General features: G+C 71.5%; 10 protein-coding genes. 5 read left to right on the top strand and 5 right to left on the bottom strand.

The features are described 5' to 3' along the window. Positions 1 to 2 precede the first annotated feature (2 nt). Positions 3 to 863 carry a GDSL-type esterase/lipase family protein gene (locus tag AC1DW8_RS09790; RefSeq protein ID WP_478093635.1) on the top strand — a complete coding sequence of 287 codons (861 nt, stop codon included), beginning with the start codon at positions 3 to 5 and terminating at the stop codon, positions 861 to 863. Here AC1DW8_RS09790 and AC1DW8_RS09795 read toward each other — a convergent pair. Next, a complete protein-coding gene (locus AC1DW8_RS09795) occupies positions 856 to 1284 on the bottom strand; it encodes a hypothetical protein (protein ID WP_235508585.1) in 429 nt (142 codons plus the stop codon). The genes AC1DW8_RS09790 and AC1DW8_RS09795 overlap by 8 nt on opposite strands. Positions 1285 to 1629: 345 nt before the next feature. Here AC1DW8_RS09795 and AC1DW8_RS09800 point away from each other — a divergent pair, with 345 nt between their 5' ends. After that, the gene (locus AC1DW8_RS09800; RefSeq protein ID WP_020142976.1) at positions 1630 to 1878 is read left to right on the top strand and encodes a WhiB family transcriptional regulator; all 249 of its coding nucleotides are present in this window, start codon (positions 1630 to 1632) and stop codon (positions 1876 to 1878) included. Between the two features lie 103 nt (positions 1879 to 1981). On the opposite strand, the gene AC1DW8_RS09805 is transcribed toward AC1DW8_RS09800, so the two are convergent. After that, positions 1982 to 3469 carry a sensor histidine kinase gene (locus tag AC1DW8_RS09805; protein WP_478093638.1) on the bottom strand — a complete coding sequence of 496 codons (1488 nt, stop codon included), beginning with the start codon at positions 3467 to 3469 and terminating at the stop codon, positions 1982 to 1984. Positions 3470 to 3639: 170 nt separating this feature from the next. Then, positions 3640 to 8787 (bottom strand): NAD-glutamate dehydrogenase, encoded by a 5148-nt coding sequence (locus AC1DW8_RS09810; protein ID WP_478093640.1) that lies wholly within the window; start codon positions 8785 to 8787, stop codon positions 3640 to 3642. Positions 8788 to 9024: 237 nt separating this feature from the next. Between AC1DW8_RS09810 and AC1DW8_RS09815 the strand changes: the two genes are divergently transcribed. The 3 genes from AC1DW8_RS09815 (at position 9025) to AC1DW8_RS09825 (ending at position 10406) form a co-directional block, all read left to right on the top strand. Continuing rightward, on the top strand, positions 9025 to 9336 hold the full coding sequence (locus AC1DW8_RS09815; protein WP_056770564.1) for a hypothetical protein: 312 nt from the start codon (positions 9025 to 9027) through the stop codon (positions 9334 to 9336). Further along, positions 9333 to 9824 (top strand): hypothetical protein, encoded by a 492-nt coding sequence (locus tag AC1DW8_RS09820; RefSeq protein WP_056770565.1) that lies wholly within the window; start codon positions 9333 to 9335, stop codon positions 9822 to 9824. The genes AC1DW8_RS09815 and AC1DW8_RS09820 overlap by 4 nt, the downstream gene beginning before the upstream one ends. 84 nt (positions 9825 to 9908) lie before the next feature. Continuing rightward, a complete protein-coding gene (locus AC1DW8_RS09825) occupies positions 9909 to 10406 on the top strand; it encodes a DUF2505 domain-containing protein (RefSeq protein ID WP_056770568.1) in 498 nt (165 codons plus the stop codon). 70 nt (positions 10407 to 10476) lie between these two features. On the opposite strand, the gene pruA is transcribed toward AC1DW8_RS09825, so the two are convergent. Together pruA and AC1DW8_RS09835 are read right to left on the bottom strand one after the other, a co-directional pair. Further along, entirely contained in the window at positions 10477 to 12105 is a 1629-nt protein-coding gene (gene pruA, locus AC1DW8_RS09830) for an L-glutamate gamma-semialdehyde dehydrogenase (RefSeq protein WP_056770572.1), read from the bottom strand. A gap of 124 nt (positions 12106 to 12229) precedes the next feature. Then, the gene (locus tag AC1DW8_RS09835) at positions 12230 to 12628 is read right to left on the bottom strand and encodes a DUF4870 domain-containing protein (RefSeq protein WP_056770575.1); all 399 of its coding nucleotides are present in this window, start codon (positions 12626 to 12628) and stop codon (positions 12230 to 12232) included. Between the last annotated feature and the right edge of the window lie 17 nt (positions 12629 to 12645).

The following is a 12645-nucleotide window of genomic DNA, read 5'->3' on the forward strand; positions in this document are numbered from 1 at the left end:
CAGTGAGCGACCGCAGCGACAGGGCCCAGACGCACGGCGAGGCACCGAGGGAGCCCTACGGCGTGGGCCCCGCCTACCCCTCCTCCCACACCCAGTTCACGACCGACGCCCCGGGGCGGTATGCCGCCGCGTCGGCTCCCGCGTCGACCCCCGAGCCCGCTGTCCCCACCGTGCCTGCCGCACCTGCGGCGTCCCCGCAGGCCCCGGCGGACCTGGCCCCGACGGAGGACCCCTACTACGCCCCGAGCGCCGAGTTCACCGTCGCCGAGGGCATCCGCGACGTCGGCATGGTCTTCGTCGGCGCCTCGATGACGGCCGGCTACGGCGACCCCAAGGGCCTGGGCTGGGTCGGACGCGTCGTGGCCCGCACGCAGCACCCGGACCTCGACCTGACGGCCTACAACCTCGGGGTCCGCGGCAACACCTCGGGCGACGTCGTCACCCGCTGGGGCGCCGAGTGCCACCCGCGCTGGAAGGGACGCGCCGAGCGACGTCTCGTGCTCAACGTGGGCACCAACGACGTCCTGTCGGGCATGACGATGGCCCGCTCGCGGCTCAACCTCGCCAACGTCCTCGACGAGGCGACCAACGCCGGGATCGGTGTCTTCGTCGTCGGCCTGACGCCGACGCTCGACGACGAGATGAACCGCAAGATCGAGGCGCTCGCCGAGGCCCAGGCCGACGTGTGCTCACGCCGCGGCATCACCTACGTCGACTGCTACCGCCCCCTCGCGACGCACGACCAGTGGATGGCCGACCTCGCGGCCAGCCCCGACCGCGCCCACCCCGGACAGGCCGGTTACGGCCTCATCGCCTGGCTCGTGCTCCACAACGGCTGGAACGACTGGCTCTCGCTCAGCTGACGACGTCCGTGTCGCGCTCGCCGTCCGGGCTGCCGTCGGCCCGGCGCCCCGGAGCCGACACGGCCGCCACGATGCTCGCCGCCGCGACGAGCCCGACGGCCAGGGCCACGGGGGTGCGGTCCGACTCGTGCAGCGACCACGCGACCGGCAGCAGGAGGGCGTTCCAGAGCACGGTGGGGGTGCGTGGCCAGTCGGCGGCGCGGTTCCAGCCCCGGGCCAGCGCGAGCAGCCCCAGCCCGAAGACGAGGATGAGGGCCCCGGAGGTCGCCGCCCGCGTGACGTCGTCTGTGGCGCCCGTCACCATCTCGTAGACGTAGAAGCCGGCGAAGCCGAGGACGGCGAGGGCCTCCAGGAGCGTGAGCAGCCCTGCGGCGCGGTGGGATCCACGCACCTCGCGGCTCGGAGAGGTCGATTCGGTCACCTCGCCAGCCTAGCGATCCGGCTGGTCCGGACCGTCCGGGCGGCTCCCGATCCCCACGGACGGGCCGGAGGTCTGGAACTGGGAGCCGTCTGCCGATAGACTCAATCCTTGGTGTGATCCGCGCCCAAGGCGTTGAACACGGACATGGTTGCTGGTCACACTGGATCATGGCCCTCGACGCGTACGGAACAACTTCGTGCGCGTTTCCGTTGGTCAGGGGGTCATCCCCCCGCACGACGACACCATGACTTGGCTCCGACAACGACGCTGGCGCCCCGAGCACATGCACCGCGACCGACACCCGGCGTCGGTGCGAACCGAGATACATGAAGGAGCACGATCCACATGGATTGGCGCGACCGCGCTGCCTGCCTGGAGGCCGATCCGGAGCTGTTCTTCCCCATCGGGAACACCGGCCCGGCCATCCTGCAGATCGAGGAGGCGAAGGCTGTGTGCCGGACCTGTCCGGTCATGGACACCTGCCTCAAGTGGGCCCTCGAGACCGGCCAGGATGCCGGCGTCTGGGGCGGCCTCTCCGAGGACGAGCGCCGCGCCCTGAAGCGCCGCAACGCGCGGGCCCGCCGCGCCGGCTGAGCCCCGCACGACCATCGTCGTCGAGCCCGGTGACCCTCCCCGGTCGCCGGGCTTTTGGCTGCCCGCGTATGCGGTCCGGTGCCGACCGGGGCGCCCGTGCCCCTCAGGTGATGGGGCGCAGGGTCGCGGTGAACCGGGCCCGGGTGCCGTGCGGCACGACGGCCTCCCATGAGATGCGGCCCTGGAGGTCGCTGACGAGCGACTGGACGATCTGGGTCCCGAGACCCGAGCCGGGCCGGCGGGCCGGGTCGATGCCCTTGCCGTCGTCCTCGACCGAGACGACGACCATCTGCTGGCCACGCTCGTCGGCCTGACGGTCGATGAAGATGCGCACCTCTCCCCCGGCGTCGCCGAGGCCGTGCTCGATGGCGTTCTGGACGAGCTCGCTCATGATCATCGCGAGCGACGTCGCGTCCTCGGCGCGCAGGCGCCCGAAGGAGCCCTCCGTGATGGTGTGGACCGGCGCACCGTTCGCCGAGACCTCGACGACGGCGTTGAGCCCGCGCTGGGCGATGGTGTCGAACTCGACCGTCTCGTCGAAGCCCTGGCTCAGCTGGTCGTGCACCATGGCGATGGTGCCGACCCGGCGCTCGGCCTCGGCGAGCGCGATCTTGGCCTCGCCGTCGGGGAGCCGGCGCGACTGGAGGCGGAGCAGCGCGGCCACGGACTGGAGGTTGTTCTTGACGCGGTGGTGGATCTCGCGGATCGTCGCGTCCTTGGTCATGAGCTCGCGCTCGCGGCGGCGCAGCTCGCCGACGTCGCGCATGAGCACGATGGCACCGAACCGCTGCCCGGCCTCGGTGAGCGGGATCGCCCGCATCGAGACGGTCGTGCCGCCTGCGACGACCTCGGTGCGCCAGGGCTGACGCCCCGTGACGACGAGCGGCAGCCCCTCGTCGACGGGGTAGGACTCGCGGACGTTGTCGGTGACGATCTGGGCGAGGCTCGCCCCGACCACCTCGCCGAGGTGCCCGAGCCGGTGCAGGGCGGAGACGGCATTCGGGCTCGCGTAGGTGACGATGCCGTCGACGTCGAGTCGGATGACGCCGTCACCGACCCGGGGTGCGCCGCGTCGCAGGCCCGTCGGGGCGCCGCTGTGCGGGAACTCTCCCCCGGTGACCATCCGGCACAGGGCGTCGGCCGTGGCGAGGTAGGTCAGCTCGAGGCGGCTCGGGGTGCGCGTCGTCCAGAGGTTCGTGTGGCGGGTCAGGACGGCGACGACGTGGCCACCACGGACGACGGGGATGTACTCCTCGCGCACCGACTGGTCGGCTCCGTGCTCGTGCGGGACGACGACCTGGCGCACGCGCAGGATGCGCTGCTCGGCCGCGGCCTCGTCGAGCAGGTCACGGGTGCGGCCGGGGTCGGCGATGCGGCCCACCTGGTCGTCGACGAAGACGAGCTGGCCCGTGGTGGGACGCACGTGGGCCACGGCCTCCCACCGCTCGCTCGTCGACCGGACCCAGAGCACGAGATCGGCGAACGAGAGGTCGGCGACGAGCTGCCAGTCACCGACGAGCAGCTGCAGCCACTCGACGTCGTGGTCGGGCAGGTTCGTCCGGCCGCGCAGGAGCTCGCTCAGGGTTGCCACGTCCCGAGCCTAGTGAGCCACGGGGCCCACGCGTTCGGTGGCCTCACCCACCCCACTCGAGTGAGCGCCCCGTCCCACTCGAGTGAGCGCGCCGTCCCTCCCGCCTCGTGGCAGGTGGGACGGCGCGCTCACTCGTGTGTGGTCAGGCGCTCACTCGACGAGGTGGTCGGTCAGCTACGGGAATCGGCGGCCACTCGGGCCGCAGCGGCACGGGCCGCCTGCTTGGTCGCGGTCTTCGTGGCCGGGGCCTTCTTCACGGCCGCCGTCTTGGTGGCGGGCTGCTTGGCCTCGGTCTTCGGGGCCGCGCTGGCCGCCTTCTTCGGAGCCGCCTTCTTCGCGGCGGACGCCTTCTTCGCGGGCGCCTTCCTGACAGACGCCTTCTTCGTCGGGACGGGACCCGACGGCGCCTCGGCCTGGATGGGCGCGGGCTGGCCGGACGACGCCGGCTTGGTCACGGTGCGCAGGGTGCGCAGGGCGACCGAGAGCGCGGCGATGCCGGCGTGGCTCATCCGCTCGATCCCGCCGAGGGCCGCCCGGGCCCGACCGAGCGCGTCGGCGTTGAGCTCGGACCACTCGGCGAGGCGGCCCGCGCCGTCGTGACGCGGGTTGCTCACCTCGAGCACCGACCGAGTCAGGCTCTCGAGGACCGCGTAGAGGTCGTCGCGCAGCGCGCCGCGGGCCATGGCGTCCCAGCGGTCGTCGCGCGGCAGCATCGTGACCCGCGTCAGCATCGCGTCGATCGAGAACGTCTCGGAGGTCAGGAAGTAGACCCCGACGACGTCGTCGAGCTTCTCGCCGGTGTCCTCGGCGATCTCGATGCAGTCGAGCAGCGAGTAGAGGTCGAGCAGGGACGCCGCGGCGAGCGCGAGGTCCTCCGGCACGCCCTTGCCCTCGAGCTCGCGGGCCCGTCGCTGCAGGCGGGTGCGTTCGCTGCCCTGGAGCAGCTCGGCGATGCGGCCGGAGAAGGCCTCGATGCCGGGGCGGAAGCGCGCCACCTCGGCCGCGATGTCGAGCGTCGCCGGGCGTGAGGTGAGGAACCAGCGCACCGAGCGGTCGATGAGGCGACGGAACTCGAGGTAGAGCGCCGTCTGCGCCCCCGTGCTCACGACGTTGTCGGTGGCCTCGACGCCCCGGACGAACCCGGCGAGGTCGAACACCTCGCGGCAGACGACGTAGGCACGCGCTACCTGCTCGGGCGTGGCGCCGGTCTCCTCCCCCGCCCGGTAGGCGAAGGTGATGCCGCCGCGGTTGACCATCGAGTTCGCCACCGCGTTGGTGATGATCTCGCGGCGCAGCGGGTGGGCGGCGATCTCGTCGGCGTACTTGCCGCGCAACGGCTTCGGGAAGTACTCGGCGAGCGTCGACTCGAACCACGGGTCGTCGGGCAGGGCCGTCGTGATGAGCTGGTTCTTGAGGTAGAGCTTCGCATAGGCGACGAGCACCGAGAACTCCGGCGACGCGAGGCCCAGTCCGTCCTTCTGGCGGCGCGCGATCTCGGCGTCGCTCGGGAGGAACTCGAGCGAGCGGTCGAGGTCGCCGTTCGCCTCGAGGAACTGGATGAGGCGCTCGTGCACGCCGAGCATCGCGTGCTGCTGCGCGCGGGCGTTGCCGAGCAGGACGTTCTGCTCGTAGTTGTCGCGCAGCACCTGCTCGGCGACCTCGTCGGTCATCGAGGCGAGGAGCGTGTTGCGACGCTTCGTCGTCAGCTCGCCGGAGCGGGTCAGCTCGGTGAGCAGGATCTTGATGTTGACCTCGTGGTCGGAGGTGTCGACTCCGGCACTGTTGTCGATGGCGTCGGTGTTGATCCGGACACCCGCCAGCGCGGCCTCGATGCGGCCGAGCTGGCTTGCCCCGAGGTTGCCGCCCTCGCCGACGACCTTGCAGCGCAGGTCGCTGCCGTTGACGCGGATGGCGTCGTTGGCCCGGTCGCCGATCTCGGAGTTCGTCTCGGCCGCCGCCTTGACGTAGGTGCCGATGCCGCCGTTCCACAGCAGGTCGACCGGCGCGAGGAGGATCGCCTTCATGAGGTCGGCGGGCGTCATCGACTTCGTGCCCGAGCGCAGCCCCAGGGCCGCGACCATCTGCTGGCTCACCGGCACCGACTTGGCCGATCGCGGGAAGATGCCGCCTCCCTTGCTGATGAGCTTCTCGTCGTAGTCGGCCCACGACGACCCGGGCAGGTCGAACATCCGCCGGCGCTCGGCATACGAGGTCGCGGCGTCCGGGTCGGGGTCGACGAAGATGTGCCGGTGGTCGAAGGCCGCGAGCAGGCGGATGTGCTCAGAGAGGAGCATCCCGTTGCCGAAGACGTCGCCGCTCATGTCGCCGACGCCGACGACGGTGAACTCCTGGGTCTGGGTGTCGACGCCGAGCTCGCGGAAGTGGCGCTTGACCGACTCCCATGCGCCGCGCGCCGTGATGCCCATGCCCTTGTGGTCATAGCCGGCGGAGCCGCCGGACGCGAAGGCGTCGTCGAGCCAGAAGCCGTAGTCGGCGGAGATGCCGTTCGCGATGTCGGAGAACTTCGCGGTGCCCTTGTCGGCGGCGACGACGAGGTAGGTGTCGTCCTCGTCGTGGCGCACGACACGGCGCGGCGGCACGGCGGCACCCGAGACGAGGTTGTCGGTGAGGTCGAGCAGCCCGGAGATGAAGAGCTTGTAGGACGCGATGCCCTCGTCCATCCACGCGGCGCGGTCGACCGCGGGGTCGGGCAGCTGCTTGGCGTAGAAGCCACCCTTGCTGCCGGTCGGCACGATGACGGCGTTCTTGACCATCTGCGCCTTGACGAGCCCGAGGACCTCGGTGCGGAAGTCCTCGCGGCGGTCGGACCAGCGCAGACCGCCGCGGGCGACCTTGCCGAAGCGCAGGTGCACGCCCTCGACCCGGGGGCTGTAGACCCAGATCTCGAACATCGGCCGCGGGGCCGGGAGGTCGGGGACCTTCTTCGGGTTGAGCTTGAGCGACACGTACGACTTGTCGCGTCCGTTCTCGTCGGGCTGGTAGAAGTTCGTGCGCAGGCTCGCCTGGATGACTCCGAGCAGGGCACGCACGATGCGGTCGTGGTCGAGGCTCGCGACGTCGTCGAGTGCCTCCTTGATGCGCGTGACGACCTGCTTCTGCCGCGACGCCCGCTTGTCGTGGCCGGCCTCGGTCTCGGGGAAGGCGTCGGGGTCGAAGCGCGCCTCGAAGAGCTCGACGAGGCTGCGGGCGATGCCGGTGTTGGCGGCGAGCGCCGACTCGACGTAGTCCTGCGAGAAGGTCGAGCCCGTTTGGCGGAGGTACTTCGCCACGGTGCGCAGGATGACGACCTGCCGCCAGGTGAGACCCGCGGCGAGCACGAGGGCGTTGAAGCCGTCGGACTCGGCACGGCCGTCCCAGACGGCCCGGAAGGCCTCCTCGAAGCGCTCGCGGACGTCCGCCGAGAGGGCTGCGTCGCCGGACCCCCACGTGCGGGCGTCGGCGCACAGGCCGAAGTCGAAGATGTGCAGCGTGCGGCCGTCGGGTCCGGGCACCTCGTAGGGGCGCTCGTCGGTCACCTCGACGCCGAGGTGCGTGAAGAGCGGCAGCACCTGCGTCAGCGACAGGTCGGCGCGGCGGTAGAGCTTGAAGCGCCGCTCGCGGGGGTCGTCCGACGCGGGGTCGTCGTAGAGGTGCAGGCCGGTCGTGCGGTCACCGTCTCCGAGCGCGTCGATGCGGTCGAGGTCCTCGACCGCCGTCTCGACGTCGAAGTCCTCCTTGTACGCCTCGGGCAGGGCCTTGGCGTACGCCGCCATCGTGCGGGCCGCGCCCTCGAGACCGCGGGCCTGGCCGAGCGCCTCGGAGAGGTCCTCGTCCCAGGTGCGGGTCGCGTCGATGACGCGCTTCTCGAGCTCCGCCTCGTCGATGTCGGGGATGTCGGTGCCCGCCGGCATGCGCACGACGAAGTGGAGGCGCGCGAGCGTCGACTCGCTGACCCGCGTCGTGTTGTCGATGTTCTCGCCGCCGAAGGCCTCGAGCAGGATCGCCTCGATGCGCAGGCGGACCGTGGTGTTGTAGCGGTCGCGCGGGAGGTAGACGAGGCACGAGACGAAACGGCCGAACTCGTCGCGACGCAGGAAGAGCTTGGTCTTGCGGCGCTCCTGCAGGTGCAGGACGCTCGTCGCGATCTCGGCCAGCTGTGCGGGGCTCGTCTGGAAGAGCTCGTCGCGCGGGTAGGTCTCGAGGATCTGGAGGATGTCCTTGCCGGAGTGGCTGTCGGCGCTGAGCCCGGTGAGGCGCAGCACCTCCTGCGCCCGTACGTCGAGGAGCGGGATGTCGTGGATCGTGTCGTTGTAGGCGGCCGAGGCGTAGAGGCCGAGGAAGCGCTGCTCGCCGACGCACTCGCCGCGGGCGTCGAAGCGCTTGACCGAGATGTAGTCGAGGTAGACGTCGCGGTGGACCGTCGCGCGCGAGTTGGCCTTGGTGATGATGAGGATGGTGGAGTCGCGAGCGGCTCGGCTGGCAGCCGGCGTGAGCACGAGTCCCTTTCCGGCAGAGGGCCGGTCGTAGCGGAGCAGCCCGAGACCGGTGCCGGGCACCTGGCGCGAGACGTCCTTGCCGTTCTCGTGCGAGAGGGAGTACTCGCGGTAGCCGAGGAAGGTGAAGTTGTTGTGTGCGAGCCACTCGAGGAAACGGCTCGTCTCGCGCGCCTGGTGCGGGTCGGTGCCGGGTGGCGTCGCCGAGCGGAGCTCGCTCGCGATGGTCAGCGCGTGCGCGCGCATCTTGGGCCAGTCCTCGACGGAGTCGCGGACGTTCTCGAGGACGTGCCGCAGCCGGGCCTCGACGTCGGGCAGGGCGTCGGCCGGCAGGCGGTCGATCTCGAGGTGCATCCACGACTCGCGCACGAGACCGAGGGAGCTGGACTGCACGGTCGTCGAGCCGTCGGTGATGACCGACTTGAGCTCACCGGTGATGGTGCGCGAGACGGTCATCTGCGGGTGCACGATGAGGTGTACGCCGCGGTCGAAGCCGCCGAGCGCGGCCACGACGGAGTCGACGAGGAACGGCATGTCGTCGACGACGATCTGCACCACCGAGTGGCCCGTGGACCAGCCCTCGTCGTCGGCGGTCGGGTTGAAGGCGCGCACGTTGAACGTGCCGACCGGGCGATCCTGGGCGAAGGCGCGGTGCTCGGTGGCGATGGTCGCGAGCTCGCGCGCCGGGCGCGCGAGCAGGTCCTCGGTCGCGACGAGGCGGTAGTAGGCGAGGAGGAACTCCTCGAGCTCGCGGGACGCGGTGCCGCCGGATCGGCCGCGACCCCGTCGAGGGGGAGGCGCCACTGCCGCGGCAGCGGCCTTCATGACGTCGATTCGAGTCTGTTCGAGTGACGCTGACATGCGGTCGTCGGATTCCTCACCGTGTGGCCCGTACGGCGGCACGTCGTTGTGCCGCCCATCTCACCATGTGAGCCTATCCCCGTCGGCGTCCACGCCCGAACCACCCCCGCCGGACACTCCGCGACTGTGACACGAGTGATGGACGGGACAGGCGGTGGAGAACTCCGGGGCGCCCGGACGCCCAGTCCCTAGAGTGGTGCCATGACCGAGGGGAGCCGGGTGGCGGGCGCTGCGGACCCTGCGACGCTGCGAGCCCTCGCCGCCGGCCGGTCGACGACGCGGACGCTCTCCGACGACCTGCTGACGCACCTTCCCGACCTCGGCGACCTGCCGACGCAGCGCGCGCTCGACACCTGGGTCGAGCAGGCGGCCGACACCCTCCGGGCCCTCTCGGAGGCACTCGAGGAGCGGCTGCTCGACCTCGGCGCCGCCCCCGGGCGGGCACCCGCCGGCGTCGACGAGCAGGTGCCGCGAGACAGCCGTCCGGCCACGCAGGCGGGTGACGCCCGATGAGCCTCTCTCCCGGCGACCCCGGCTCGACGTCGGCGCTCGGCGGCGCCCTGCGCACGCAGGCCCACCAGCTCGCCGACCTCGTCGTCGACCTCGACGCGGCCGCGCGGCGGGTCGGGCGCACCGGGGGGCCCGACCCCACGGGCCACGAGCGCGACCTCGTGACCCGCGCCGCCACCGAGCTCGACCGGGTCGGCGGCCTCCTCCAGTCCTGGACCACGACCGCCGTCGAGTCGGCAGCCCGCGTCCGCGGGCTCGAGCCGGCCCTGACGCGCTGCGACCTGACCATCGACGGCCGGCTCGTCGTCGAGCGCTCCGGCCCGAGCCGGGTCGAGCCGGGCGAGCGCCTGGCCGAGCGCGATCGGCTCCAGGAGCTGCTCAACCGCGTGACGGCGGTCCGTTCGCGCGAGCTGGCCCGGCTCCGCCGCGAGCTCGAGACGTCCGGCACGACACTCGCGGCCCTGTCCGACCGCGCCCGGTCGGGCGCCTGAGCGTCACCTCGGCGCCGGGCGCGTGACCCGGCCGCGCGGCATACGTCCTCGGGGTGCGGTGGACGGTGCAATAGCGTGTCGGCCATGAAGATCTCCGAGACGATCACGTATGCCGCCCCGCCCGAGACCGTCTACGCCATGGTCACCGACGTGGCCTTCCAGGAGCGCAAGTGCGTCGAGGCCCACGCCCAACGGCACGAGGCCGCGGTCAGCCCGGCGGGTGACGGCGCCCGCGTTGTGACGAAGCGCGACCTGCCCGCCGACGACCTCCCCGACTTCGCGAAGTCGATCGTCGGACCGACCCTCTCGGTGACGGAGACCTACGAGTGGGGTGGGGCCGCCGGTGACGGCACCCGCACCGGCACCCTCACGGTCGAGGTGGCCGGGGCTCCCGTCGCGATGCGGTCGAGCGTCCGGCTCGCCCCGGCCGGTGGCGGCACGCAGATCAGCATCGACGGCGACCTCAAGGCCTCGATCCCGCTCTTCGGGGGCAAGGTCGAGAAGGCCGCCGCCCCTGCCGTCATCGACGCGATCCGCAGCGAGCAGCGAACCGGCAACGCCTGGCTGTCCGAGCGCGCCTGACACCCCTGCACGACGCTGGGCCCGCCTCCTGACGGAGACGGGCCCAGCGGCATACGTGCTCGGGGGCGGGTCAGCCCATGTGCGGGTAGGTGTGGTTCGTCGGCGGGACGAACGTCTCCTTGATCGAACGCACGCTCGTCCAGCGCAGCAGGTTCTGCGCGGCGCCCGCCTTGTCGTTGGTGCCCGACGCGCGGCCCCCGCCGAACGGCTGCTGGCCGACGACGGCGCCGGTCGGCTTGTCGTTGACGTAGAAGTTGCCGGCGGCGAAGCGCAGGCGCTTCGTGGCGTCGGCGATGACGCGACGGTCCTGGGCGATGATCGAGCCGGTGAGCCCGAACGGCGCGAAGCGCTCCATCTGGTCGAGCACGGTGTCGTACTGCGCGTCGGGGTAGACGTGCACCGACAGGATCGGGCCGAAGTACTCGGTGCGGAAGGACTCGTCGGCGGCGTCCTTGATCTCGAGCACCGTCGGGCGCACGAAGTAGCCGACGGAGTCGTCGTAGGTGCCGCCGGCCACGACGTCGATGCCCGTGGTCGCGTGAGCCCGGTCGATCGCGTCCTGGTGCTTGGCGAACGCGCGGTCGTCGATGACGGCACCCATGAAGTTGGACAGGTCGGTGACGTCGCCCTGGGTCAGGCCGTTGGTGATGTCGACGAGGTCGCCCTTGATCTGCTTCCACACCGAGGCGGGGACGTAGGCGCGCGAGGCGGCCGAGCACTTCTGGCCCTGGAACTCGAAGGCGCCCCGGATCATGGCGGTGCGCAGGACGGCCGGGTCGGCACTCGGGTGGGCGAGGATGAAGTCCTTGCCGCCGGTCTCGCCGACGAGGCGCGGGTAGGTGCGGTAGCGGTCGAGGTTGGTCCCGACCTCGTGCCACAGGTGCTTGAACGTCGGGGTCGAGCCGGTGAAGTGGATGCCGGCGAGGTCCTCGTCGCGCAGGGCTGCCTTGCTGACGTTGATGCCGTCGCCCGTCACCATGTTGATGACGCCCGGAGGCATGCCGGCCTCCTCGAGCAGCTCCATCGTCAGCTGCGCCGCGAGCTGCTGGGTCGGGCTCGGCTTCCACACGACGGTGTTGCCCATGAGGGCCGGGGCGGTCGGCAGGTTGCCCGCGATCGCGGTGAAGTTGAACGGCGTGACCGCGTAGACGAAGCCCTCGAGCGAGCGGTAGTCGGAGCGGTTCCAGATGCCCTTGGCGTTGAGCGGCGGCTGCTGCTCGAGGATCTGGCGGGCGAAGTGGACGTTGATGCGCCAGAAGTCGATGAGCTCGCACGCGGCGTCGATCTCGGCCTGGTAGGCCGTCTTGCTCTGTCCGAGCATCGTCGCCGCGTTGAGGCGGGCGCGCCAGGGGCCGGAGAGCAGCTCGGCGGCCTTGAGCAGGATGGCGGCGCGGTCGTCGAAGGACAGCTCGCGCCACATCGGGGCGGCGGCCTTGGCGGCGTCGACGGCGGCCTGGCCCTCCTTGACGGTGGCGTTGCGCAGCGTGCCGAGGACCTTGCGGTGGGCGTGCGGCTGGCGGACGGCGATCTTGCGACCGGTGCCGGTGACCCGCTCGCCGTTGATCGTGTGGGGCAGCTCGGTCTGGGTCGACCCCAGCTCGGCGAGGGCGACCTCGAGCGCGGCTCGCTCGGGCGAGCCCGGCGCGTAGTCGAGCACCGGCTCGTTGGCCGGTGCGGGCACGTGGGTCACGGCGTCCATCAAGTTCTCCTGCGGTTGGCACGGGGTCTCGCCCGGTGCAGGCGAGTGGGGTGGCCCGCCTCGTGGGCGGAGCCACCCCATCGTTCCATGCCGGCCACGGTGCCCGTCAGCCCTGCCGGGGCGCTCAGTGCAGGACGGGGATGCTCCACGGGTAGCGGAAGCTCTCTCCGCGGCTCGCGGCCATCGCCGCCCTGATGTGGAACCACAGCGCGGCCACGACGGCGACGATCCACACGATGATGGCGACCGGGATGAGGATCACGGTGAAGAGCATGACCCAGCCGGCGATGATCGCCGCCCAGACGGCGAGGTTGAAGTTGAAGGAGTCGGCAGCGGCCTTGCGGACGAAGGCGCTGCGGTCCTTGTAGACGGCCCAGATGAGCAGCGGGCCGACGAAGCTGAGCCAGCCGACGGAGATGACGGCGGCGACGATGGCGGCGAGGTGGCCGAGGACGGCCCACGTGCGCTCGTCGCTCGTCGGGGTCAGGGACTGGCCGGACGGGTTCGGGATCGGTTGTGTCATGACCCCATCGTCGCGCC

Source organism: Terrabacter sp. P2_E3, from assembly GCF_056403915.1.

Bases quoted from the DNA above. Each gene is read 5' to 3' on its own strand.
- AC1DW8_RS09810 (WP_478093640.1), bottom strand. From the start codon at position 8,787: ATGAAGGCCGCTGCCGCGGCAGTGGCGCCTCCCCCTCGACGGGGTCGC.
- AC1DW8_RS09835 (WP_056770575.1), bottom strand. From the start codon at position 12,628: ATGACACAACCGATCCCGAACCCGTCCGGCCAGTCCCTGACCCCGACG.
- AC1DW8_RS09820 (WP_056770565.1), top strand. From the start codon at position 9,333: ATGAGCCTCTCTCCCGGCGACCCCGGCTCGACGTCGGCGCTCGGCGGC.
- AC1DW8_RS09815 (WP_056770564.1), top strand. From the start codon at position 9,025: ATGACCGAGGGGAGCCGGGTGGCGGGCGCTGCGGACCCTGCGACGCTG.
- pruA (WP_056770572.1), bottom strand. From the start codon at position 12,105: ATGGACGCCGTGACCCACGTGCCCGCACCGGCCAACGAGCCGGTGCTC.
- AC1DW8_RS09825 (WP_056770568.1), top strand. From the start codon at position 9,909: ATGAAGATCTCCGAGACGATCACGTATGCCGCCCCGCCCGAGACCGTC.
- AC1DW8_RS09800 (WP_020142976.1), top strand. From the start codon at position 1,630: ATGGATTGGCGCGACCGCGCTGCCTGCCTGGAGGCCGATCCGGAGCTG.